Origin of the sequence: Mycobacterium europaeum (assembly GCF_002102155.1) — a bacterium.
Taxonomy (GTDB): Bacteria; Actinomycetota; Actinomycetes; order Mycobacteriales; family Mycobacteriaceae; genus Mycobacterium; species Mycobacterium europaeum.
Genome location: NZ_LQOU01000051.1, coordinates 133,986 through 156,378 on the forward strand (window position 1 = coordinate 133,986; position 22,393 = coordinate 156,378).

24 protein-coding genes are annotated in these 22,393 nt (G+C 64.0%); 3 read left to right on the top strand and 21 right to left on the bottom strand.

The window, feature by feature from the left end:
• Position 1 precedes the first annotated feature (1 nt).
• The gene (locus AWC03_RS22535; RefSeq protein WP_085242912.1) at positions 2 to 766 is read left to right on the top strand and encodes an enoyl-CoA hydratase/isomerase family protein; all 765 of its coding nucleotides are present in this window, start codon (positions 2 to 4) and stop codon (positions 764 to 766) included.
• 22 nt (positions 767 to 788) lie between these two features.
• Here AWC03_RS22535 and AWC03_RS22540 read toward each other — a convergent pair whose 3' ends face one another.
• From AWC03_RS22540 to AWC03_RS22585, 10 genes are all read right to left on the bottom strand, one after another.
• Entirely contained in the window at positions 789 to 1,796 is a 1,008-nt protein-coding gene (locus AWC03_RS22540) for an acyl-CoA dehydrogenase family protein (protein ID WP_085242913.1), read from the bottom strand.
• Positions 1,793 to 2,827, bottom strand: coding sequence for an acyl-CoA dehydrogenase family protein (locus AWC03_RS22545; protein WP_338067438.1), 1,035 nt, complete (start codon positions 2,825 to 2,827; stop codon positions 1,793 to 1,795). The genes AWC03_RS22540 and AWC03_RS22545 overlap by 4 nt, the downstream gene beginning before the upstream one ends.
• A 140-nt stretch (positions 2,828 to 2,967) precedes the next feature.
• Positions 2,968 to 3,771 carry an enoyl-CoA hydratase/isomerase family protein gene (locus AWC03_RS22550; protein ID WP_085242915.1) on the bottom strand — a complete coding sequence of 268 codons (804 nt, stop codon included), beginning with the start codon at positions 3,769 to 3,771 and terminating at the stop codon, positions 2,968 to 2,970.
• A gap of 294 nt (positions 3,772 to 4,065) precedes the next feature.
• Complete coding sequence (locus tag AWC03_RS22555) at positions 4,066 to 4,881, bottom strand: enoyl-CoA hydratase-related protein (RefSeq protein ID WP_085242916.1); 816 nt, start codon at positions 4,879 to 4,881, stop codon at positions 4,066 to 4,068.
• Between the two features lie 23 nt (positions 4,882 to 4,904).
• On the bottom strand, positions 4,905 to 6,542 hold the full coding sequence (locus AWC03_RS22560; RefSeq protein WP_085242917.1) for an AMP-binding protein: 1,638 nt from the start codon (positions 6,540 to 6,542) through the stop codon (positions 4,905 to 4,907).
• A complete protein-coding gene (locus AWC03_RS22565) occupies positions 6,539 to 7,348 on the bottom strand; it encodes a fumarylacetoacetate hydrolase family protein (RefSeq protein ID WP_249025949.1) in 810 nt (269 codons plus the stop codon). Before AWC03_RS22565 ends, AWC03_RS22560 begins: the two co-directional genes overlap by 4 nt.
• 79 nt (positions 7,349 to 7,427) lie before the next feature.
• Positions 7,428 to 7,949: an aromatic-ring-hydroxylating dioxygenase subunit beta gene (locus AWC03_RS22570; RefSeq protein ID WP_211279272.1), complete on the bottom strand. Its 522-nt coding sequence runs from the start codon at positions 7,947 to 7,949 to the stop codon at positions 7,428 to 7,430.
• Positions 7,946 to 9,232: an aromatic ring-hydroxylating oxygenase subunit alpha gene (locus AWC03_RS22575; RefSeq protein WP_085242919.1), complete on the bottom strand. Its 1,287-nt coding sequence runs from the start codon at positions 9,230 to 9,232 to the stop codon at positions 7,946 to 7,948. Before AWC03_RS22575 ends, AWC03_RS22570 begins: the two co-directional genes overlap by 4 nt.
• The gene (locus tag AWC03_RS22580) at positions 9,229 to 9,987 is read right to left on the bottom strand and encodes an SDR family NAD(P)-dependent oxidoreductase (protein ID WP_085242920.1); all 759 of its coding nucleotides are present in this window, start codon (positions 9,985 to 9,987) and stop codon (positions 9,229 to 9,231) included. The genes AWC03_RS22575 and AWC03_RS22580 overlap by 4 nt, the downstream gene beginning before the upstream one ends.
• A gap of 1 nt (position 9,988) precedes the next feature.
• Positions 9,989 to 11,065: a class III extradiol ring-cleavage dioxygenase family protein gene (locus AWC03_RS22585; RefSeq protein ID WP_142278483.1), complete on the bottom strand. Its 1,077-nt coding sequence runs from the start codon at positions 11,063 to 11,065 to the stop codon at positions 9,989 to 9,991.
• 317 nt (positions 11,066 to 11,382) lie between these two features.
• On the opposite strand from AWC03_RS22585, the gene AWC03_RS22590 reads away from it, so the two are divergent.
• Entirely contained in the window at positions 11,383 to 11,901 is a 519-nt protein-coding gene (locus AWC03_RS22590) for a TetR/AcrR family transcriptional regulator (RefSeq protein ID WP_249025950.1), read from the top strand.
• Between the two features lie 3 nt (positions 11,902 to 11,904).
• Here the strand turns inward: AWC03_RS22590 and AWC03_RS22595 are convergent, their stop codons facing one another.
• From AWC03_RS22595 to AWC03_RS22635, 9 genes are read right to left on the bottom strand one after another with little or no spacing between them, the layout of a single operon-like run.
• Positions 11,905 to 12,744: a fumarylacetoacetate hydrolase family protein gene (locus tag AWC03_RS22595; protein WP_085242923.1), complete on the bottom strand. Its 840-nt coding sequence runs from the start codon at positions 12,742 to 12,744 to the stop codon at positions 11,905 to 11,907.
• On the bottom strand, positions 12,741 to 13,313 hold the full coding sequence (locus AWC03_RS22600; protein ID WP_225601116.1) for a YceI family protein: 573 nt from the start codon (positions 13,311 to 13,313) through the stop codon (positions 12,741 to 12,743). The genes AWC03_RS22595 and AWC03_RS22600 overlap by 4 nt, the downstream gene beginning before the upstream one ends.
• Positions 13,310 to 13,894 (bottom strand): aromatic-ring-hydroxylating dioxygenase subunit beta, encoded by a 585-nt coding sequence (locus tag AWC03_RS22605; protein ID WP_249025951.1) that lies wholly within the window; start codon positions 13,892 to 13,894, stop codon positions 13,310 to 13,312. Before AWC03_RS22605 ends, AWC03_RS22600 begins: the two co-directional genes overlap by 4 nt.
• Positions 13,891 to 15,291, bottom strand: a complete 1,401-nt coding sequence (locus AWC03_RS22610) for an aromatic ring-hydroxylating oxygenase subunit alpha (RefSeq protein WP_249025952.1) — start codon at positions 15,289 to 15,291, stop codon at positions 13,891 to 13,893. Before AWC03_RS22610 ends, AWC03_RS22605 begins: the two co-directional genes overlap by 4 nt.
• A 10-nt stretch (positions 15,292 to 15,301) precedes the next feature.
• Positions 15,302 to 16,132, bottom strand: a complete 831-nt coding sequence (locus tag AWC03_RS22615) for an SDR family NAD(P)-dependent oxidoreductase (protein WP_085242926.1) — start codon at positions 16,130 to 16,132, stop codon at positions 15,302 to 15,304.
• Positions 16,133 to 16,135: 3 nt separating this feature from the next.
• The gene (locus tag AWC03_RS22620) at positions 16,136 to 16,702 is read right to left on the bottom strand and encodes a VOC family protein (RefSeq protein ID WP_085242927.1); all 567 of its coding nucleotides are present in this window, start codon (positions 16,700 to 16,702) and stop codon (positions 16,136 to 16,138) included.
• A gap of 41 nt (positions 16,703 to 16,743) precedes the next feature.
• The gene (locus tag AWC03_RS22625; protein WP_085242928.1) at positions 16,744 to 17,139 is read right to left on the bottom strand and encodes a nuclear transport factor 2 family protein; all 396 of its coding nucleotides are present in this window, start codon (positions 17,137 to 17,139) and stop codon (positions 16,744 to 16,746) included.
• Between the two features lie 27 nt (positions 17,140 to 17,166).
• Positions 17,167 to 17,601 (bottom strand): nuclear transport factor 2 family protein, encoded by a 435-nt coding sequence (locus AWC03_RS22630; protein WP_085242929.1) that lies wholly within the window; start codon positions 17,599 to 17,601, stop codon positions 17,167 to 17,169.
• Between the two features lie 19 nt (positions 17,602 to 17,620).
• Entirely contained in the window at positions 17,621 to 18,802 is a 1,182-nt protein-coding gene (locus AWC03_RS22635; RefSeq protein ID WP_085242930.1) for an acyl-CoA dehydrogenase family protein, read from the bottom strand.
• A 280-nt stretch (positions 18,803 to 19,082) separates the two neighbouring features.
• Here AWC03_RS22635 and AWC03_RS22640 point away from each other — a divergent pair, with 280 nt between their 5' ends.
• On the top strand, positions 19,083 to 19,325 hold the full coding sequence (locus AWC03_RS22640; protein WP_085242931.1) for a ferredoxin: 243 nt from the start codon (positions 19,083 to 19,085) through the stop codon (positions 19,323 to 19,325).
• Between the two features lie 150 nt (positions 19,326 to 19,475).
• Here the strand turns inward: AWC03_RS22640 and AWC03_RS22645 are convergent, their stop codons facing one another.
• Together AWC03_RS22645 and AWC03_RS22650 are read right to left on the bottom strand one after the other, a co-directional pair.
• Positions 19,476 to 20,723, bottom strand: a complete 1,248-nt coding sequence (locus AWC03_RS22645; RefSeq protein ID WP_085243125.1) for an NAD(P)/FAD-dependent oxidoreductase — start codon at positions 20,721 to 20,723, stop codon at positions 19,476 to 19,478.
• A 191-nt stretch (positions 20,724 to 20,914) separates the two neighbouring features.
• A complete protein-coding gene (locus AWC03_RS22650; RefSeq protein WP_085242932.1) occupies positions 20,915 to 22,057 on the bottom strand; it encodes an acyl-CoA dehydrogenase family protein in 1,143 nt (380 codons plus the stop codon).
• Between the last annotated feature and the right edge of the window lie 336 nt (positions 22,058 to 22,393).

Genomic DNA, 22,393 nt, shown 5'->3' on the forward strand with positions numbered 1-22,393 from the left:
CATGACCCGCAACATCACTGTGAGTACCGACGACCATGTCGCGGTGATCGAGATCAACCGGCCTCCGGCCAACTATTTCGACCGTCAGCTCATCTGCGAGATCGTAGATGCGACAGGCGAACTGCACGCCCATGGCACACGGGCGATCGTCCTGTGCTCAGAAGGCAAGCATTTCTGCGCCGGGGCGAACTTCGCCGACGGCGAGATGGAGGGCGATCGGTCCCGTTCTTCGGGGCTGCTCTACCGCGAGGCGATTCGGTTGTTCGACGCCAAGGTGCCAATCATCGCGGCGGTGCAGGGCTCCGCCGTTGGCGGAGGCTTGGGGTTGGCCTGCGCAGCCGACTTCAGGGTGGCCACCCCATCGAGCCGGTTCCACGCGAACTTCTCGATGTTGGGCTTCCACCAGGGTTTCGGGCTCTCCGAGACGTTGCCCGCCATCGTGGGCGCCCAACATGCGATGGACCTGCTCTACACCAGTCGACGCATCGATGGTCAGCATGCCTTTGAGATCGGACTGGTCGACCGGCTGGTGCCGGACGCGGAACTGCGGACCGAAGCGCTGAACTGGGCAGCCGAGATCGCGGCGGCCGCTCCCCTTGCCGTGCAGTCGATCCGGGAAACGCTGCGGGCCCCACTAGCGAACCGTGTTCGCGTGGTGCTGGAGCGTGAGCTCGATCAACAGCAGAAGCTGTGGGCCACCAACGACAGCAAGATCGGCATCGCCGCCAACCTGGCCCGCGAAAAGGCGGTATTCACCGGTCAGTAGCGGCGGCGCGTACCGGCGCCGGTCACAGCATCTCGAATGCGGCGTCCACCTCATCGCCATCCAAAAATGCGCTGCCGACGACTTCGGTGAGCGCTTGGTGACCACCGAGAAGTGCGTCCAACGCGGCGGCGCGCTCGACGTATCGGTGAATGTCGCTTTCCCTGGTCAGGCCGATCGCACCGAACACCTGCACCGCGTGGCGCATCAGCACCGCTTGCGCGTGCCCGGCGCGGATCTTGGCGATCAGCGCCGCCCACACCTCTGCGTCGCTTCCCGCGACCGCGTAGGCGTTGTCGAGCACCGCTCGGGCGCCGGCCATGGCTACGTAGGCCTCCGAAAGCCGGTGGCGGACAGCCTGAAAGGAGCCGATCGGACGTCCGAACTGGACCCGGGCCGCGGCGTGCGAAGTCACCAGGTTAAGTGCGGTGTCACAAACCCCGAGGATCTCAGCCGCCAAGGCGCGCCGTCCTGCCGCCACGGCGCGATCCCAGTGCGCTGCCGCGCAGATGGCCTCAACGTCCTTCGGCACGACGGCGGTCACGATACGCCAGCCGCTGTCGAAGTCGAAGCCCCCCAGGGACTCGGCCGACACGCACAAGTCGGCGGCCGTCAGCGCAATGAGTCCCACTGCTCCACCGGGCAGCGTCGCGGCGATCACGGCCTCGTCGATGTCGGTGAGCGACCCGAGGCTCAGCCCGACGATCGGCTCGTCGCAGCGCAGCGCCACCGATCCCTCCGGTGGATGCGGATAAATGACCGCCCGACGCCGGCCGGTCGGCAATACCTCGGACAGCTCTGCCAGCATGACGTCGTCCAACGCGCGCGAGGATGCCAGTGCCCGACCGTGTTCGGTGAAAAGCAGCGTGACGGCGGTGGCGGGATCCTCGGCCAGAACCTCGGCCCAGCCCAGCTCGGCGAGCAGCGGCGCGATGTCCTGGGCCCCGGTCCGCTTTTCGAAGAGCTCACGCAGCGACGCGGCAATCTCCTCGCGGGTGGCGGCGTCGAATCCCGGTGTCTGTACGGCGCTCACGCGGTTCGTTCCTTGGGCAGGTTCAACACTCGGTCGGCGATGATGCCGCGTTGCACTTCGGCGGACCCGCCCATGATCGTCGAGGCCCGGCTATACCACCAGTCGTCCCGCCATCGCGCCGCCAGAGGACCCTCGCCGAAGAGGAATTCACTGGGCAAAAGGTCGCGGGCGGCGTCGTGCAGGCCGGTCTCAACCGTTGCCAGCAGAATCTTGTCCACGCTGGCCTCCGGACCGACGCTGTCCCCGGCGGCGAGCCGGCGCACCGTGTTGGCGCTGCGCGCTTTGAGCGTGGCGATGTCGGTGTAGCACTCACCAAGCCGGCGCACGCCGCCATCGGGCAGTCCGTCGACAGCGTCACGCAACTCTCGCAGCTTGCGACCAGCGACAGTGGCACTCAACCAGGCATACATCGCCCGTTCGAACTGCAGCAGAAACATCGCGACCTGCCAGCCTTGTCCCTCATCGCCCAGCAGGCGAGATGCGGGCACCTCGGCGTCATCGAAGAACACCTCGGACAGTTCGTTCTGTCCACTGGCCATCGCGATCGGACGGATCTCGACGCCGGGAGTGTCGGTATCGACCATCACCATCGTCAGCCCGCGGTGCCGGCTCTCCAACGACCCGGTACGCACCAGGCAGATCAGACGCCGGGCGGTAGCCCCATGGCTGGTCCAGATCTTCTGGCCGGACAGCACATAATGATCACCCTGCCGGCGGGCCCGGCACCGCAGCCCGGCCAGATCGCTACCGGCGTCGGGCTCAGAGAACGACTGGGCCCACCATTCCTCACCGGCGAGATAGGCGGGCAGGAACTGCGCGCCCAGCGCCGGCGCGAACCGGAGTACCGCCGGCCCCAGGGTCTCCAGCAGCATTTGCTGCTCGGGTACATCCACACCCGCCGCGCTCAGTTCGTCATACAGCACGGCGCGATGCCGCTCGTCGCCGCCGCAGCCGCCCGCATCGACGGGCCAGCCGTACCGATTCCATCCACCCTCGAACAGCCGCGCCATCAGCGCCGCATGCTCGGCCATGTGCGTCTCGGTCGAGGGGTAGCAGGAATTGCGCCACCGCTGCAGACTCGGGTCCTGCCCCAAGTACTCACGCACGGCGCGCCGATAGGCGGAGACGTCGGCGGTCAGCTCCGTCCGCATTGCAACGCTGCTCGAGGTCACTATGACGACTTCGCTTCCGCCGCCCTGGCCGCGGACCGTTCCAGGAAGCGGTTGACCAACGCCTGGTGCTCGGGGGTCTCGAACGAGTCGTACTCCTCAGACAGCGCGTACTCCAGCACCCCGGCAACCGCGCGCTTGATGTGCATGTTCAGCGCCCGCTTGGTGCTTTGCACCGCTTGCGGAGGCAGCTTGGCGATGCGTTGCGCCACGGCCAGCGCCTGATCGAGCAGGTCCGCGTCGGGCACCACCCGGTTGGCCAGCCCCAGCGCCACGGCCTGTTCGGCCGGGATGGGCTCACTGGTGAGCAGGTACTCCTTGGCCCGTAACATGCTCATCAGCAGCGGCCAGGTCGGTGCGCCGCCGTCGGCGGCGGTCAGACCGACGCTCACGTGCGGGTCGGCCATGTAGGCGCTCTCGGCGATCAGCACCACATCGCTGAGCACGGCCAGGTTGCAGCCCAGGCCCACGGCGGGACCGTTGACCGCGGCCACGACGGGCAGCGGGAAGTCGACCATCTCGGTCAGTAGCCGCCGGGCGCCCTCGATCTCACGACGGCGCCGGGGCCGGTCGTCCCAGAGTTCGACGAAGTGCTGGAAATCGCCGCCTGCGCTGAACGCCCGACCCGCGCCGGTCAACACCACCGCGCGCGCATCCTCGTCGGCGGCGAGGTGGCGCCACACGGACTGCAGCGCGATGTGCAGGGGTTCGTTGGTCGCGTTCAGCGCTTCCGGTCGGTTGAGGGTGACCACGCGAATGGCGTCGCGTTCCTCGATCAGCAACTCAGGCTCGAATGGATTGTGCATGTGCTCCCCACTTATGGCGCCATCGGCAATCGGCATGAGCGCCCGCCGGAACGGTCTTTGGGAATCCTAACCCTTAACTTGACGCCCTTGTCAAGTAAGGATGTTGCTAGTCCCTAGATAGATCGTGATTACCCGTATTTATCCAGCTCAAGATGGCAATGGACAAGAACCGACGCTTATGTCAACTCCTCCCGTATTCCCGCGGACTGTGCGGCGGTGAAACGGGACACCGAGCACTCCGCGCGCAGCGCGGTCTCTGCTGCCACGCCTGCCACCGCGTCGCCCACTTCAACCTCATGCCTCGACGCCCACCGGCGCCTTCGTGGCGTACGCCGCGAAGTCCGGCTTGCGTTTCTCGGCGAACGCCCGGGCACCTTCCTGCCCTTCGGGCGACTCGTAGAAGAGGTCGACCGCGGACAACCCGAGGTTGCTCAGCCCCGCCTGATGATCGGTGTCGGCGTTGAACGACTGCTTAAGGAAGCGGATGGCCGTGGGGCTCAGCGCGGCGATCTCGGCCGCCCAGGACTTGGCTTCCTCGAGCAGCCGATCGGCTGGGACCACCGCGTTGACCAGACCCCAACGCTCGGCCGTTTCGGCGTCGTACTGCCGGCACAAGAACCAGATCTCGCGAGCCCGCTTCTCGCCGACCACGCGTGCCAGGAAGGCTGAGCCGAAACCCGCGTCGAAAGACCCGACCCGTGGCCCCGCTTGACCGAACGTGGCGTTGCCGGAGGCGATGCTGAGATCACACAAGACATGCAGCACATGACCGCCTCCGATTGCGGCCCCGTTCACGGCGGCGATCACCGGTTTCGGGATGTCGCGAATCAGCTTGTGCAGATAGCCGATTTCGAACAGCCCGCTCTCGGTAGGGCCGTAATCACCGGTCTCCGCGCGCTGTTTGACGTCACCACCCGCGCAGAATGCCTTGTCACCGGCGCCGGTCAGGATGACTGCGCGCACGGAGTTATCGGCCCAGGCCGAACGAAAGGCTTTGATCAGTTCCTCGACCGTCTGGCCACGAAAGGCGTTGTAACGCTCGGGTCGATTGATGGTGATGACGGCGGTGGCGTTTTCCACCGAGTAGGTGATGTCGTCGTAGTCGGCCATTGGCATTCGCTTTCGGTCGTGGATCAGTGGGAGGGCAGTACAAGGTCGGCGGCCAGCGCCTGCAGGCGGTTCTTGTCGACCTTCCCGCCGGGATTGATGGGAAGTTCGTCGACGATCAGCAGGCGTTCGGGGAACTTGAATTTCGCGAGACCGTGGTGGTCGAGAAACTCGGTGAGATCCGACAGCGTGGGCGGTTGGGCGCTGGCGACCACGACAGCGCAGGCGCGTTCGCCCAGTCGCGCGTCGGGCACGGGGACAATCGCTACCGCCGCCACGGCATGGTGCTTGATCAGAACCGTTTCCACCTCGAGCGGAAAGATGTTCATTCCCCCGCGCAGGATCATGTCCTTGGCTCGTCCGACGATTCTGAGGTATCCGGCATCGTCGAACTCGCCAAGATCTCCGGAGCGGTACCAGCCCTCGGGATCCCAGTTGGCCAAGTCGTAATCCGGCTGGTTCAAATATCCATACGTGTTGTTGGCGCCGCGCCAGACCACCTCACCGGTCTGGCCCTGAGGCACCACGGAGCCGTCGGGTCCCCGCAACTGGACTTCCTCGCCCTCGCAGACTCGGCCGACGGTGTTCCATCGCGCCCACTCGGGATCGTCGAGGGTTGTCATGGTCGGCACACCGCCATCGGTGGTTCCGTAGACGTTCTGGACTTTGCAGCCCATCCGCCGTTCGACCTCCTCGGCGACGCGGGGCGGCAGGGGTGCACCGGCATTGTTGAACCGCGTGAATGCCGAGAGGTCGGCCGACTCCAGATCGAGGTCGAGCATCATCACCATCTGGGTCGGTATCGCGGTTGCGAAGGTGCACCGCTCGCGTGCGATCAGTTCCAGCGCCGGCTGCGGGCGCCAGTGCTCGAGCATCGCGCTCGTCGCACCGATCAGCAGCGGCATCAGGATCGCGAAGATGTAACCGGTGGATCCCTGCCCGGCCGGTGCGATCGCGGCCGCCACGTCCTCGCGGGTAAGGCTCAACGCCGGGGCGGTCTGGTGCACCAGCAGCGTGATCATGTCGTTGCCGCTCCACAGCGACGCCTTCGGCACACCGGTGGTACCCGACGAGCACATCACGTGCGCCGGCTCATCCGGATCGGCACGCAGTCGGTGCGCGGTGGCTGCGTCCAGCGGTTCGGTGGCGCGGATCAGCGCTTCGAACCCATCGGCGGCTCCCGTCCGGGCGTAGAGCACCTCGCGTAGATCCGGCAGCGTCGACCTCAAGTCGTCGTGCAGCGCCCGGACGTCGATATCACCATCGGATTCCACGCCGATCAGCACCTGCGCACCGATCGTGTCGAGCAGTGCGCCGACCTCAGCGCGGCGCCATCGGGTGGGCATGGCCACGATGTAAGCGCCGATGCGGTTGGCCGCCAGGTGGACCAGGGGTATTAGGCCGCAGGTCGGCAGCTGCACAGCAACCGCGTCACCCGGTTTGACGCCGAAGTGCAGCAGCAGATTGGCCGCCCGCCGGCTCAAATCCGCCAGCTCTGCATAGGTCCAGCGCACATGGTCGTCGATCAGCGCTAGTCGATCCGGGTCGCGGGCGACATGCTCGTCGAATACCTCAGGCAGTGTTTGGTCGCCCCAGATACCGGCTTGGCGGTACCTGCGTGCCTGCTCCTCGTCATGCCAGCGGTGGATGACCTTGTTCTTCATCGGGTGAATCCCGCTGCCACCATTGTGTTTCGCAGTCGTCCCACACCCTCGACTTCGGTCTCAACGATGTCTCCGACCGCGAGGTAGCGAGGCGGCTTGCGGATGAAGCCGACGCCGGACATGGTCCCGGTGAAGATCAGGTCGCCGGGATAAAGCGTGCAATACATGGATAATTCGGCCACGATGTCAGGCACCGAATAGATCATCCGTGACGTGCGGGCGTGCTGGACTTGCTCACCATTGACCCAACAGGTGATGCCGATGTCGTCGGGATTAAGAAATTGATCCGGCGTTACCAACCACGGCCCGGTTGGGCCGAAGGCCGGGTAGGACTTGGCCAAACCCCATTGGCTGGCGGCCATCTGGCGCTCCCGCTCGGAATAGTCTTGGCCGCCCATCACTCCGGCGACTTGATCCCACACCTCGCGTTTGGCCACGCGGTGTGCCAGCGTACCCATGACAACCACCAGTTCGGCTTCCCAGTCCACCGTGTTCTTGGGAAGCGGGACGTCGGCGTTCGGCCCGACGATCGAGGAGGGGAACTTCGAGAACACCTCCATCACCTCGGGCAGGGTGAAGTCGGCTTCTTCGGCGTGATCAGGATAATTTGCACCGATCGAGAACACCTGGCGCGGCCTTGGTGACGGCGCTCCCAGGCTCTGCTCGTCGATCGGGTCGGCGGGAAAGTCGACACCCGACGCCGCCCAGCGCCGGAATTCCGGCCACCGGTCGTAGACGGCCGCCGGATCGGCCGAAAACAGGCCGTTGCTGGCCTTCTCGACGTCGATGCCACCGCCGGCGACCACCAACGTTAACCTGCCACCAACATTGGCTACACGCACCAGGATTCACCTCCGCGGCCGATTGGCCGATCGATTTCGGTCTTCACAGAATGAAACTGACCTTTCCCTGCGGCCGGAGTTCCTCGCAGTCCAGCGTGGCCCGACGCTCCCGGATGCGGAAGCCGCCGTCTGCGCCGCGTACCAGCACATGGCGGTACTCACCGGTGAACAGGTGTGACGCGCTGCGCCGGTACCGGTAGACGGCGAAGTTGGACAACACCTCGAAGCCGTTCGCGCCGTTGTCATGGACGCGCACGTTGGTGATCAACCGGCGGGTCCGGGAGCGTGGTCGCTCGACGAACGCCATCTCACTTTCCAGGCGCTCCACTCTTCCCACGATCTGTGGGTAGGAGTCGGCGATGATGAAGACGGTCTTGTCGGGAGTGGTGGAATCGATTGCGTCCGTGGACGGAACGAGGTATGAACAGTCCTCGGTCAACAGCTGCAACCATTCCGGTAGCTTCCAGGCGTCCAGTAACTCGGCCTCGTGATAGAGGAATGATTCGACTTCGTATGCGGTGTCGCGGTCAACGGTCGCCGGATGGGAAGACAGCATCTTGGTCATGACTGCTCGGCCCCTGCCATGGCGACCTCGTCCGTCCCGACAACGTCCGTCTGCCACTGCCGCCAGAATCCACGCATCTGCTCCTCGTCGGTCAGACTTGGAACGTCCTTGCCTATCCCCTTGGAGACGATGTTCCACTCCGTGCCGCGCACGCGTCCGTAGGCTTCCTGGCAGGCTTCGATGACCTCGTTGTCGTCCGGAGTCGCGAAACCACCCGGCCCTAGGAATTCCAGATACCCCTGGATGCGGTGTTTGCGCAGTTCTGGGTCCTCGCCGACGGGGGCCAAGCACCACGCCGTGACATCGGTGTGGTCGACGGCGACCGGGTCGAGCACCCGCAACTGCAGCGATGCGGCGTCGATGATCAAAAGGTTGGGATAGATCAGAATGTTCTTGGAGGTCTGCCCCACGAGTTCGGCGGTCTCGTCGCCGAACTTGTCCACCAGCTCCGCGGCGATGGTGCGGACCCGCTGCTTGGCCTCTTCGCTCATCACCGCAACAGTTTTCGCGACCGACCGGCCGAAAGGCGCCTTGTAGCGCATCATTACGTGTCCGTTGCCAAGGCTCAGACCCACTCCGTCCAAGCCTCCGCCGAGATCGTAACCCCGGCTGTTGAGGTAGGCGAAATACGTCTTGTGCACGGCCATGCCGTGGTAGCCGTCGAGACTGTTTTCGACGATGAGCTTCCAGTTGCCGCCCATCCGGTAGATATGTGTTCCCTCAACCACTTCCATCTGTCCGGTCAGTGATTGGTCGATGACGGCATCCAGGTATGGCAGCACCGGACCGAGGTAGTCGCGCAACGGCTGGGCGTCACGGTTGAACGTGGCGAAGACGAAGTCCCGGTACACCTCGAACCTGGGCGAATCCAGGCTGAAGTTCGCGGGATCGAAACTGGGTGGGAACGATGCGCGCTCGGCGACACCGATCAACTCTCCCGAGTTCTTATACGTCCATGCGTGATACAAGCAGCGGAATCGCTCGGCATTTCCCTTGGGCTCGCGACAGACCAGCGCACCCCGGTGACGGCAGGTGTTGAAGAAGACCCGAAGCTCACCGCTGTTATCCCGGCACATGATCAGCCGTTCTCCGACCACCGTCCGCGCGACGAAGTCACCCGGGCGAGCCACCTCGGTGGCGTGACCCACGTACAGCCACTTATTGGCGAAGATGGTCTTCTGCTCGCGTTTCAGATGTTCCTCGTCGGTGAAGACCGACCGATGTACCCGGAAATCCACACCCGGGGTTTCGACGACCAGATCCTTGTATCCGTTGCCAGTCATGCGAGCGTCGACCCCCCATTCACACCGACCACCTGGCCGTTGATGAATCCCGCCTCATCGCCGGCGAGAAACTCGACGAGAGCGGCAACCTCACTGAGCTCCGCAGGCCGGCCCATCGGGATCTGGGAAACGAAGCGCTGGGTCAGTTCGGGCTGCTCCCGCAGGAACCGCTCGAATTCGGGCGAGCGGACAGCCGGAGGCGCCACCACGTTGAAAGTGACACCCTGCTTGCCGAATTCGCGGGAAAGGCTGCCCGCCACCGCATGCACGCCACCCTTGGCCGCGTTGTACATCGCATGGTCCTCGAGGCCGTTGCGCACCGAATCGGCGCCGATGAAGATCACCCGGCCCTTGCCGGCCTCGAGCATCACCGGCAGCGCGGCCAGCGTCGATCGCAGCGCCGTCCACAAGTTGCGATTGATGGTGGCTTGCAGGGTTTCCTCGGTGTGGCTGAGCGTCGGCCGGATGACTCCTCCGCCGGCGTTGTTGACCAACACGTCGAGGCGACCGAAGACCGAGACCGCTTGCCGTACCATCTGTTCGGCCGCTTCCCGGGTGCTCAGGTCACCGACGCTGGTGATCACCGGCGCGGCGTGGTCGCCTTCGAGCTTGGCGGCCAGTTTGGCCAGGCCCTCGTCGTTGGTGTCGGCCAGCACCAGCGATGCGCCCGCCGTGGCGAATCGCTCACTCAACGCCGTCCCGATACCGCCCGCGGCGCCGGTGACGATGACACACTTGCCGGTGAATGCGCCCATCTCAGCTGTCCCCTGCCACCTGGTAGACGCCGAAGACCTTGTTCGAGGTGAACAGGTCGGTTTCGATCATCTCCATCCACTCGGGACGAACGCCGAGGCGGTCGACGGCACCGGCAAGGCAGAACCAGTTCAGCATCTCGTGTTGCCCGGCCCGCTCGACCTCCTGAAGGGTTACATCGCGCCAGGCGGCCGGTTTGTCACCGTTAAGTTGCGCGAACAGCTCCCGGTCCCGGGCCGTGTCCGGAAGCAGGAAACGGCTCGCCTCGTTGAGGAAGGCGTGCGACCAGCTCGACGAGGCGACCAGGGCCACCCGTGACTTGCTTTGCAGACAGATCTCGGCCACCACGGCACCGAGGTCGAAGCAGCGAGCCGGCGCAGGTGCCGGTGGATCCAGTTCGGAGATGTCCTTGGGCATGCTGCTCAGATAGGCCAAACCGCCCTTGTGTTTGACCAATCGACGGCCATAGCAGTTGATGGAGAAGAACAACGACGCATAGGGGAAGCCGTCACCGGCCCAGTCGAGGTAGCGCAACGTGTTTGCGAACGCGGCCGGCATCGGACGGTCGGGCAGGGGCTGGTAGCTGTAGGCGATATCGAAGCCGCGGCTTAGCAGTTCGGTGGTGAGTTTCTTGCCGGCCCGAGGCGCGCCCTTGATCGGATACGGCGTGTCTTCTGGCTCGCCCCACGCATTCGGCCGGCCCTTGTAGAACGGCCGTTGCCATAACCGCGTTTCCAGGTCGTCGAAAGCACATACCGCGAACGGCGGCACGCAGTCCTCATGGAACAACTCATACTGATCGTCACCCCAGATCAGCACGACGTCGGGCGCGAAGTCGTCGAGAGCGTCACGCACGCGTTGAAAGTTCTGACGCAGCTCCTCGCGGTGGGCTGCCGCCGCGGCCAGGCCGTTGTCGTCGCCCAGTTCGCGCACAAGCAGACTCGAGAGCGCGGCCGGGTCGCGCTTCTCGTCCGGCAGCTCAGGATCCCGCAACGCCCACCGAAATACATCGGCCATCCGCTCGTCGGGCAGCGCGAGCGGCGGGAAATGTGTGGCACCTACAGCCAGTACAGCACCCATGATTCGGTGATCCTCCTTGATCGCTGTTCAAGCCCCTGCGCCGCAGCGCCGAACAGATCCAGCTCCTCACCAAACTTGCGGCGGTGTGGGGAGCGCTGAATCTGATGAACGAATAGTATCGATAATACACATATTCTACAATATGTTTCATAATGCTGAGTTGTATTACCATCGTTGTTACCGAGCACGCCTGTCCAGCAGGGCGACTGAGTGCCAGAAAGGGAGGCGATACCTTGGCTACCAGGGCGACGACCGAGGCGAAGATCTTCAATGGAGCTTTGCGCGCGCTTGCGCGTCAGGGACCGAAGAAGCTGGCAATGAGCGACATCGCGGCCGAGGCGGGGGTATCGGGTGGCACGCTCTACCGGTACTTCAAGAACAAGGAAGACCTCCTCGAGGCGCTCGGGGATCACTTCGTCATGAGGTTGCGCGGGATCTTGCAGGGGGCGATTGCCGAACAGCCCGATCCCGCCGATCGTCTGCGCTTGGTCGTGGACATCATGTTGCGTTATTGGCAGGACAATCCGGCGACGGTCCAACTCGGCCAGCTCGAGCCCGGTTTCGTGATCGCATATATCAAGCAAGTTTCACCGCAGCTGTCCGCCGTCCTCCATGACGCTTTGGAGCCCGCTCTCGCCGAAAGCCCGGCAGTCCGGCTCGGCTTGGCGACACCGGACGAGATCGTGGACCTCATTGTGCGAATGGCTTTTTCGCATTACTTCATGCCTGCCAAGGACTATCGTGAGCTGCGCGACCTGCTGGTCGCGCTCGGGAGTTCGGCCGGGCTGGAACCGAAGAAGGCCCGGACCAGGGCGGGTCGCAAGGCCGCCAGCTGACGGTTACGACTGCTTGGCGCCGACGACATTGCGCAGCACACCGATGCCTTCAATTTCCGCCTCGACGACATCGCCTTCTCGGAGGAATCGGCCGTCCTCCATCCCGACACCGTCCGTGGTGCCCGTGAACACAATGTCACCCGCGTTGAGGGCGACCCTCGCGACGACGTAGTCGAGACACTCATCGAGGTTCCAGATCATCTTCGCGGTGCGATCATGTTGGCGCTCTTCACCGTTGACGCGTAAAGAGATGCCCACATCGATCTGGCCCGGTCCGCCGAACTCATCCTTGGTGGTGATCCACGGCCCCACTGGGGTCGCTCCGGTGAGCGCCTTCATCGTGAACAGGTCCAGTCCGCCCATAGGCGACGCGGCGTCCCTGGCACTGACGTCGTTGCCGACGGTGTAGCCCAGCACGGCGTCGGTGAGGTGCCCGTCGGCCTTGCTCGCCGGCCTGGCCATCACAGCGACCAGCTCGACCTCGAAGTCCAGCTGGTTGGTGATCGCGGGATTTGCCAATTCGTCGTCGTGCCCGATGATGGCCGCTTGCGGTTTGAGGAAACCCACGGTGCTGGGTGGGCGCTCGGTGACACCGAGCTTCTCCAGGTGAGTCCAGTAGTTCATTCCGACCCCGACGATCGTGGACGTTGGGGTGATGGGCGGCAAGAGGCGCACGTCCTCAAGCGCCACCGGTGGACCCGCGAACTCGAAGGCCGCTTGGCCCTCGGATGCGGCGGGGCCCCAATCAGCTATCTCACCGCGGACCGGCTGTACCGTACCGGCTCCGATATCGACCAGCGCCCACGAATCATTGTCCTGGAAGCGGATTCTCGCGATTTTCAGGGTGACCCCTCCAGCCGTATGTCCACGTGCACTGTCTGCCCGATCCCGCGATCAAGGAACCGCGGGCGGGCGCGGTAGACCAACCCGAAGTCGCTGCGGGTGAACTGCCCTCGTCCGATGAAGATCGGCCTCGCAGCGCCCCCGTCGTGGATGAACCGCTCGGCCTGAATCCGCAGTGGTACGCGGCGGGTAACGCCCATGAAGGTCAGTTCTCCGTCCAGCAGGAAGCCTTGCGGATTGCCGCCGGTATCAGGGGTGACTCCCGTCGAATGGTATTCCGCGGTCGGATGGTTCGCTATGTTTAGCAGCGAAGCTGCGCGAATCGCCTTGTCACGGCCCTTGCTCTTCGTATTGACCGAGCCAAGGTCGATCGTTGCGATCACGGCCGAAGCCGTCGGGTCATCGGCGACAACGATCTGTCCCTCGACCCGCAGGGTGCCGCGCACTGTCTGCACACCCAGGTGCTTGACCGTGAACCTCAGCGTCGACCGGACCGGATCGATCGCCCATGTACCTGCCACATAACCCGGAATCTCTGTCGCAGAAGGCAATTCGTAACCCTGCCTCACAGATAGATGGCGAGGTTTTGCACGCCAAGCGTGGCCTGCTCGAAATAGATGGTGCGCGACGCGATTTTCCATTCATCGCCTCCGCGGAGGATGTCGACCCGCCTGGCCGGAAGTATCTCGAGCTTCGGGTCGTCGTAGCGAGATCGCAGCAAGACGATGGAGCTGTGCACTTCGTACTCGCCTGCCAAGCCCGTCTGGTAGGCCCGCACCTTGTGCACGATCCGTTGGGTGCGTGACAGCGGATTCTCAGCCCAGGCGCTGTCGGTCTGCGTCATCCGCATGATCTTGAGCATCAGCGTCATGATGTTCTCGTTGAACAGATACATGTCTGATTCGAAGACGCCCATGTTCCGGTGATCACGTGTGGTGCGCACCGGTGCCCGATAGACGATGTCGGGCGCGAGCAGACCGGCCCAACCGGTCAGGTCATCGGAGTCCAGCAGTGCGGACTCGTCTTCGAGAAACGCTACGATCTCGAAATGGAGCGGATCGGTCATCGGGATTCGTGCCCCGCGCGGTATCGGGTAGCTGACACCCGATTGGGACTGGGTTTCGATGTCCGGTGCGGCCTCTGCAGTCACCACGGTCTCCCTTCCATGAACTCGCTGTAGCGCAGCCAGAAGTTCCACTGCGTGTCGTCCTTCGGGAACCCGGCGTAGACCTGCCCGGGCCCCGGCCAATCGGCGGGCTTGTTCTCACCGGTGATCGCCTGATAGCGAAGTTTCGACTGGCGGCCCAGAGCACCGCGTGCGGCATGGCTCTGCATCGGCCAGGTGTCGGTGTCGTCGGCCTCGACGAAGCCGCTTATCCCGAACGTCGCAGCGGTCATCAGATTCATGGATTCGGCGAGCTCTTTTGGTGCGTCGCGTTCGACCAGAGTCCAATGGAACAACTCGAAGTGGTCCGGTCCCTTGGGAACCCACACCCGCCAACTGAAGAACGCCGAAACGGTTCCGTCCGGGAACTGGAACGGCATCGCGAAAACTGCGACGTTGGGAAACAGCTGACCCACCTGCGGGGTGAACTGCGTAAGCACTTGGAGTTGCCCCTCGTCAAAGCGCTGGGGCAAGTCCTCGACCATGTCGGGCGACATTCCCGGCGGTGGCGCCAGCCGTAGCCGCTCCATCGGTGACATCGCGGCGAGATTCTTGCCCTTCATTGCGGTGAGGTAGTGCTCTTCGGTCAGGTCGAAGCATCGTACGAAGTGGCCATTGAAGCCGGCGCTCACACCGGCCATCGCCGGCTCTTCCGCCGCCGCTCCCAGCAGCGCCAATTCCTGCATCGAACGGTGCAGCGACAGGGTGTGGAAAATGTCTCCGGCAAATTGCTCGGCAGCGCACTTCCAGTTGGCGGGGATGATGAAGCGCTGCGGATGACCCAAGACTGTCATGCCGCGCCGGGTTCGGTCGAACATGAGGTCCCAGTACCAAGTCATCGGGCCGAGGTATTCGCGCAGCGACGGCGCGCTGTCGTCGAACGTCACGAAGATCATGCCCGTGTAGGTGTCCACCCGCCCGCGGCGCAAGCCCAACTCGCCTTTACTGCGCAATTCGCCGTGCATGCTCTCCCGAGCGATGGGAGACGCCAGGAAGGCGCCGTCCGACTTGAATACCCAGCCGTGGTAAGGGCACTGAAACTGCTTGGCACTGCCGGCTTCGAACCGGCACACGCGTGCGGCACGATGGCTGCAGACATTGAGTACCGCCGTGATGCTCCCGTCGGCCGCCCGGCTGACGATGACCTGGTCCTCCCCGACGTAACGCACCACGTAGTCGTCGGCGTTGGGGATTTCATCCTCGTGGGCTACGACCGTCCAGGCCCTGGCGAACACCTGTTTCAATTCCAGCTGGTAGAGCTCGGGATCGTTGAGCACGCGCAGCGACACCTCGCGATAGTCCTGGTCGATCAGCTCTGACAGTGGGGTCCCGTCCGCGAGGACCAGTCCGGTTCGAGCGTGTTTCACCTCGTCGATAGTCACGACGCTCTCCTTACTTGTTTTCGGACCCGGGGCTGCCGGGCAGTGAGTCGAAGACCGAGGGGTCTGGCGGCCGGGTGTTCAGCCGGGGTACGTGGAGGCCCCCGTCGACCGGGATGGTCGCGCCGGTGATGAAGCGCGCCTCGTCGCTGGCCAGGAACGCCGCCACCGGGGCGATGTCCTCCTCCGGATCACCCATCCGTCCGCAGGGGATCATCAGCGGAACCGCCTCGAGCAGTGCAGGATTGGCTGACACCATCTCTTCGAAGGCAGCCGATGCGGCGATCGGTGCGATCGCGTTGACCAGGATGTTGTGCCTGGCCCACTGGAAACCGGCGGTCCGGGTCAGAGCCTGCACACCGCCCTTGGCGGTGTTGTAGTCGCCATGGACCCAGTTTCCGTTATCGGCATCGATCGAATAGAAGTTGATGATGCGTCCACCACCGCGAGCTTTCATGACGGGGAACGCTGTCTGCATCCCCCACCACACGCTCCACAGGGCGACTCCGAGCATCTGCTCGAACATCTCGTCGGTCTTGTGCTCCAGCGGAACGTCCGGGGTCAGCGAAATCGCGTTGTTGACAAGGATGTCCAAACCGCCGAAGGAGTCTTGGGCGGCCGCGACAGCATCTTCGATGTCTCCCTTACGGGACACATCGGTCTGCACGAACAAGCCCTCGCCACCGAGCGCGCCTAGGTCCTCGGCGACCCGCTTACCCGCGTCGGCATCGAACTCGGCGATGACCACCTTGGCGCCCTCGCGGGCGAACCTGCGGGCGATTCCCCGCCCGATGCCCTTACCGGCGCCCGTAACGACGGCAACCTTTCCCTGCAGACGGCTCACCGGTTAGGCCTTGCTCTTGGCGTCGATAACCTCACGGACGCGCGCCCGGAAGTTGGGGTCGTGGGTGTGGCTGAAGTTCACATTGCCGCTCTCACCGTCGAACTCGTGCAGGCCGGTGAGATCCCGCTCCGGGTCGGAGAAGTCCACTGCATAACCGCCTTCGCGGACCGCCACGATCTCCCACCAGTTGCCGTCGGGGTCGGTGAAGTAGAACGACGTGTCCCCGTGCATGTGTCGTGGCTCGGTGATGGTCTTGAGGCCCCACTCGTCCTTGAGCTCGAGCAGCCTCTTGTGGGCCGCGTACACCTCTTCCTCGCTGCCCACGTCGAGGCCATTGTGGGCCAGCATCGTCATGGAGCTCTCCTTGCCGGTCTCCACCACCGCATAGGCGTGGTTGGTGTTGAGCCGGATCATCATCGAGCGGGCGCTCGGTTGGATCACCTCGAGGCCGAGGACCTCTTCGTAGAAGCGGCGTGACCTGGCGATGTCGACTACCTCTAAGGTGCCGTGACCGAGCCGTTGGACCTTCAGCACAGGTTCGCCGGTGAACTTGTCTGTGATTCCGGGCATTACAGGTTCCTTCCTATTCCTGGCCGAGTTGTTCGGGCCGGTCACACGCCGGCTTGCAGTGCCTGCATCGCCGCGGCCATCTGGGCCGAATCCATGTATTCGTCGATTCGCCGGATCCGACCGCCCGACAGGGAAATGCGCTGAATCGCCGGAATGGCCGCCACTTCGCCGTTCGGTAGCGTCACCCGCACGACGTGTCGCTGAACGCAGGTGTCATCCGTGAAGTCTCGCCCGACGATGTGGAATTCGGCCCGCATGGCCGCCAGCCCCGCAAGTGCAGCAAGGGCTTCGCTTTTCGGTTGTTCCTGCTGGGTGTAGTTGTGCCAGACCACCGCGTCGTCGGTGAACAGTGCTTCGCAGGTCGTATGGTCCCCGGTTGCCAGCGCGGTGAAGAACTTGTCCACCGTGGCCTGCACGCCGTTGTGTTTGTCGGCCATGATTCTCGCTTTCTGTGATCAGGGCTGTTACGGCCACACCTTCGGGGTGAAGATCGCCCGTGCGATTCGTTCCGAAATTCGCCAGCCCTCGGGCGTTTTGGTGTACTTGTCGTGGAACTCTATGACGCGCCCGTTGTCGGTGGCGTAGACGACCGGCTCACCATGTTCCGACGGCGGTCCGTGGTAGACCATCGAGCAGACGACGGCCTGGGCCGAGTCCGGACGTACGTTCGTGAAGTGGAAATTGGTGAGTAGGTGCCGCGTGGTCGCCTTTGGCCGTTCTCGCATGCCCTGGCGTAGCTCGTCGTGGCCGTGGTGGACGTTGCCGGCGCGGTCGAAGACTGCGTCGGGGGTGAACAACCCGATCATCGATTCGAAATCACCGTTGTCCATGTAGTAGGCGAAATCGTTGTTGAGGCGAACCAGCTCCCACTCGGTCGTCATCGTCTCGGTAGAAGTCATGTGCTCTTGAGAGCCTGACTCAGATCAGGGCCGACGGAGGGACGGGTTCCTCGACGAGCAGAGCGCCGACGATCTGGTAGATCTCCGGGCTCGCCGCGACGTGCTGTGCCGCGGTGCGGATATCGCGGAAGCGTCGCTGCAGTGAGGAGCTGCTGTACATGGCATTGCTGCCGGCCAGGCCGAAGGCCTCGTTGACGATTTCCACGCACTCGGTGTGGGCCCGCGCCACCATCGCGCGCTGGCGCACCGCGGCCATCGTCGTGATCGGTTCACCCGCGACCGCGGCGTCCCACATCAACTGGGTTTCCTTCTCGGCGAGCGCACGCACGGCCGCCAGACGGACGTCGAGCAGACCCAGTCGGAACTGGAAGACGGTGTCCTCGGCCAGTCGCATGCCGGGGTTGAATGCCGGCCGTTTGGTCTTGGCGAGCTTGCGCACGTCATCTAACGCACCCTGGGCGATGCCGAGCACCACCGCGACGTGGGTCGGCCCGAGCGCCAAGCGGGTCGGTAGCCGGAACATCGGCGTGTCCACACCGGAAGCGCCGAAGAACTCACCGGTGTGGTGCTCGGGCACGAACACGTCCTTGAGAACGAAGTCGTTGCTGTTGGTCGCCCGTAGCCCCACCGAGTCCCAGGTATCCAGGAACTGGGCCTGCGCGGTCGGCACCATGGCGAGTTTCATCTCGGGGACGCCCATGTCGGTCATCCGAGGCTGGCCGTTGTCCAGGACGATGCAGTTTCCCATCACCCACTGGTGCTCGTAGCTGCCGCTGGCCAGCGGCCATTGGCCGTTGACGATATAACCGCCCTCGGTCGCGACGGCGACGCCCTTCGGGGCAAAAGCCCCGCGTGCCATAGTGTTTGGCCCGTCGGGATAGATCTCGTTGTCGAGCACCTCTTTGGAGAGGCGGGCGAATACCGGTGCGAAGTCGGCGCCGATCATCACGGTCCATCCCGTGGAGGCGTCCGCCCGCGACACCTCCTCGATCACGGCCATGGCCTCGGGCAGGCTCATCTCCTCCCCGCCGTATTGACGCGGGACGAACATGCGGAAGGCACCGGCATCGGCGAGCCGCTTGAGCAGGTCGGCGGGCACCACCTTGGCCTTCTCGATCTCGTCGGCCCGCTCGGCGATTTCCGGGGTCAGCGCCCGGACGGCTTCGAGCACGGTGGTCGTATCCGCCGCAACGGTTGTCATGCAGTACCTCCAGGTTGACAAGGTCCACCCCGTCGACCACCAACGCAGCCGCGGACATTGTTGAATAAATATGTTGGGTTGAACACTAACCGTATTATGTGTCCCGAATCACCGCGCAGTCAAGTAGCAAGTGCTACGGACCGATGACTGTAGTGCCAGTATCCCGCAGCACGTGGCATAATTGGAACAAGTTGGTCACAGAAGACATAATCTTCACATTTTGTCTTAACCAATGCTCTAGGCCTCAGCGGTCGGAGCCCATCGTGGAGGGGCCGTAACCATGGCAGAAAACGAGCAAACCTTGATGATCACCGTCGACCGGTCCAAGTGCTGCGGCTATACGCTTTGCGCCGCTGAGGCGGCTGACGTGTACTCGATCGACGACGAGGGCTTCGCCGTCGCACCCGCGAGCGTGCCGGCCGAACTCGAGGATCAAGCCCGCCGTGGCGCGGCCGCATGCCCTGACAGCGCAATCATTCTCAAGCGCAAGAACGCCACCGGCGAGGGCACGGACAGTGCGTAGCCCGGCGGCCGCGGAGGAATTCGAACGTGACCCAACGGTGCGACGCACGGGCTTGCCGGGTGGCCTGCCCCACGGTGGTCGTCACTCGGACGTCCCATCACGGGTCCACCCCTGCGGCCTCCTAACAGGGAATCGCGCCACCCTGGATGCTTACTGCCGAGCGCCCGCCGTGGCACCAGCCTGCGGCAACTGTTCGAGTTCGTGCAGAGCCGACGCGGCGCTGGTCTCAGCACCGATCAGTTTGCGGCATATCAAGATGGCTTTCGGCCAGTTGACGGTCACGGCGCCTCGGAGCAGCCCGCTCTCGTCGCTGTAAATTGCTGCAGCACGCGGTTTTTCACCGCGCAAGTTGCCGATGAGCTGTAGGAGTTCGGCTCGGCCCGGTCGGCCGGCGATCTGGATCTTCCAGTCGTACTGGTCGCTCCAGACGTACTCCGTCGGTGCATAAGGATGCAGCTCATCGGGGTGCAGGATGTTGTGGGCTACACAAACCGCCTGCTCGGAGGCGTTGGTCCAGTGCTCAACCCGGACATCTTCACGATGCCGCGGATGATGCCAACGGGCGACGTCACCCACCGCGAAGATATCGCTGTGATCGACTGCACGGCAATACTCGTCGCACACGATCCCGTCGTCGATGAGCAGTCCCGACGATGACAGCCAGGTGTCGTTGGGGCGGGCGCCGATACCCACGACGACGGTGCTTGCCGGTAGCACCTCGCCGTTGGTCAATGTCACGCGCAGCTTCCCGGCCGTGCCCTCGACCGCCTCGACACCTTCGCCGAACCGGGTCCGTACGCCGTGGCGATGGTGCAGATCGGTGAACATGGCTCCAAGTTCCTCGCCCAGAGCCCGGCCGATCGGCGCGTGCAGAGGGTCGATGATCGTGACGTCTCGGCCCGCCGCGTGGGCGGTTGCCGCCACTTCTGCGCCGACGAATCCGCCGCCGACCACCACCACGGGACCCGATGACGAGGTGAGGTCGCGGGCCAGTCCCCGGCTGTCGTCGAGTGTGCGGACAACGTGCACGCCGGATTCGACCGGCCACGGGGACGGCCTCGCGTCAGCGCCGGTGGCCACGACAAGAACGTCGTAGGGCATTCGCGTGCCGTTGGCAAGGACGACTTTCCGATCAGCGACATCGAGGCGTTCCGCGGCACTGCCGAGGCGTAGCTCGATGCCGGCGGCCTCGGCGTCGTCCGCTGTCAACAGTCGCACCCTGTCCTCATCCCATGCGCCGGCGAGGAACTGCTTGGAGAGCGGCGGCTTATCGTATGGGAGTTCGGTCTCCTTGCCGATCAACACGATGCGACCGTCGAATTGTTGTGTTCTCAATGCCCGGGCAGTTCGCACCCCGGCAACTGAGCTTCCGACGATGACGACAGTCCCGCCGGCCATCAGCACGACCCTTCCGAGACACTCTCCTGCAACAGGTATCCCCTGCCGATCCGGGCATTCGGCGTCAATTTCGGCATGGCATCCCCGCAATCCGGCGATTTTGGCGTCGTTGCGGTAGGAGCAGCCGTGATACGGGCAACGGAAATGCGAGGTGCTGCCCATCTCGGCCCGGCATACCTGCATCCCACGGGTCAGAGCCCAAGCGACCGGGCGATGATCACCTTCATGACCTCGCTGGAGCCGGCGTAGATTCGCGACACCCTTGCATCGGCATAGGCCCGCGCGATCGGGTATTCCATCATGTAGCCGTAGCCACCGTGCAACTGCAGACAGCGGTCGATCACTCGGCCTTGTAGTTCGGTGCAGTACAGCTTGACCATGGCCGCATCTGCCGCTGACAGCTTTCCGTCCTCATGAGCCAGGAGGGCCCGGTCGAGCAGTGACTGACCGGCCTCGATTTCGGTGGCGCAGGCTGCGAGTTCGAATTTGGTGTTCTGGAATGACGATACTGTCGTACCAAACGCCTTGCGGCCCTTGGTGTATTCGATAGTGTCTCGTAACGCCTTGGCCGCGGCGGCCTGACTGTTCACCGCAATCGAGAGGCGCTCCTGGGCAAGGTTTTCCGTCAGGTAGGCGAACCCTTTGCCCTCCTCCCCTAAAAGGTTCTCGGCGGGCACCACTACATCGTCGAAGATCAGCTCCGCCAGGTCCTGTGACTTCAAGCCCAGCTTCTCGAGCTTGCGGCCGCGGATGAGCCGAGGGCTGTCGCCTTCGATCACCAGCAGGCTCAGGCCTTCCCGGCCGGCTTCGGGATCGGTCTTGACGGCGGTGACGATGAGGTCAGCGTTGGCGCCGTTGGAGATGAACGTCTTTGAGCCGTAGACGATGTAATGATTGCCGTTGCGCACCGCGCGGGTGGTGATCGCCTTCATGTCGGAACCTGCGCCCGGCTCCGACATCGCCAGCGCGCTGACCGCGTCGCCGGATACCAGCCGCGGCAGCCACCGGCTTTGCTGCTCGGCATTGGCGACGTTGAGGAAGTACGGCATCGCAATGTCGGTATGCATTCGCAGCCCGCCGAGCGCGACGCCGGCGTGCTGGGATTCCTCGGTCAGGATGACATTGAACAGATAGCTGTCCTGACCGCCCCCACCGAATTCTTCGGGAACCTGGATACCTAGGAGGCCGAGCTTGCCTGCAGCGGTCCAGAAATGTCGCGGCGGCGCCCCGGCCTGCTCCCACTCGGTGTACTCCGGAACCACCTGCTCGGCGTAGAACGCGCGGACGGTCGCTCGAAACGCCTCATGGTCATCGTTGAACAGGGTGCGCTGCACTTGTTCGCCTCTCTGCCGCTTTGGCAATGCCGGTATTCGGGAAGATTTCAGATCTGGATCCAACGTCGCAGCTGGGAGCCACAACGCGACAAGGCGATGTCGGTGCGCTCGGCCAACCCGACGATCAGGAGTCGATGTCTCAGGACGGACCGCCTCCTTTCGCTTCGGGCCGCGCCATCCGGGCCGCTAGGTGGTATGGATCGAACTGATTATACATAATTACTATTTTCTGTACATTCGTGCAGGCATGCCGAGAAGCGCCGGGTGGCAGCCGATTATGGGGCCGTCATAGTGTCCGACTATGGAGGAGACGACCTCAAGGGCCGGCTCAACGCA

What these genes read in the sequence shown, in the direction of transcription:
- AWC03_RS22545 (WP_338067438.1), bottom strand. Translation starts at nt 2,827, where the DNA reads ATGGCCGAGCATGCGGCGCTGATGGCGCGGCTGTTCGAGGGTGGATGG.
- AWC03_RS22555 (WP_085242916.1), bottom strand. Translation starts at nt 4,881, where the DNA reads ATGGCCGACTACGACGACATCACCTACTCGGTGGAAAACGCCACCGCC.
- AWC03_RS22625 (WP_085242928.1), bottom strand. Translation starts at nt 17,139, where the DNA reads ATGGCCGACAAACACAACGGCGTGCAGGCCACGGTGGACAAGTTCTTC.
- AWC03_RS22645 (WP_085243125.1), bottom strand. Translation starts at nt 20,723, where the DNA reads ATGGCCGGCGGGACTGTCGTCATCGTCGGAAGCTCAGTTGCCGGGGTG.
- AWC03_RS22620 (WP_085242927.1), bottom strand. Translation starts at nt 16,702, where the DNA reads ATGCCCGGAATCACAGACAAGTTCACCGGCGAACCTGTGCTGAAGGTC.
- AWC03_RS22570 (WP_211279272.1), bottom strand. Translation starts at nt 7,949, where the DNA reads ATGACCAAGATGCTGTCTTCCCATCCGGCGACCGTTGACCGCGACACC.
- AWC03_RS22640 (WP_085242931.1), top strand. Translation starts at nt 19,083, where the DNA reads ATGGCAGAAAACGAGCAAACCTTGATGATCACCGTCGACCGGTCCAAG.
- AWC03_RS22635 (WP_085242930.1), bottom strand. Translation starts at nt 18,802, where the DNA reads ATGACAACCGTTGCGGCGGATACGACCACCGTGCTCGAAGCCGTCCGG.
- AWC03_RS22550 (WP_085242915.1), bottom strand. Translation starts at nt 3,771, where the DNA reads ATGCACAATCCATTCGAGCCTGAGTTGCTGATCGAGGAACGCGACGCC.
- AWC03_RS22630 (WP_085242929.1), bottom strand. Translation starts at nt 17,601, where the DNA reads ATGACTTCTACCGAGACGATGACGACCGAGTGGGAGCTGGTTCGCCTC.
- AWC03_RS22590 (WP_249025950.1), top strand. Translation starts at nt 11,383, where the DNA reads ATGAGCGACATCGCGGCCGAGGCGGGGGTATCGGGTGGCACGCTCTAC.
- AWC03_RS22585 (WP_142278483.1), bottom strand. Translation starts at nt 11,065, where the DNA reads ATGGGTGCTGTACTGGCTGTAGGTGCCACACATTTCCCGCCGCTCGCG.
- AWC03_RS22535 (WP_085242912.1), top strand. Translation starts at nt 2, where the DNA reads ATGACCCGCAACATCACTGTGAGTACCGACGACCATGTCGCGGTGATC.
- AWC03_RS22575 (WP_085242919.1), bottom strand. Translation starts at nt 9,232, where the DNA reads ATGACTGGCAACGGATACAAGGATCTGGTCGTCGAAACCCCGGGTGTG.
- AWC03_RS22560 (WP_085242917.1), bottom strand. Translation starts at nt 6,542, where the DNA reads ATGAAGAACAAGGTCATCCACCGCTGGCATGACGAGGAGCAGGCACGC.
- AWC03_RS22580 (WP_085242920.1), bottom strand. Translation starts at nt 9,987, where the DNA reads ATGGGCGCATTCACCGGCAAGTGTGTCATCGTCACCGGCGCCGCGGGC.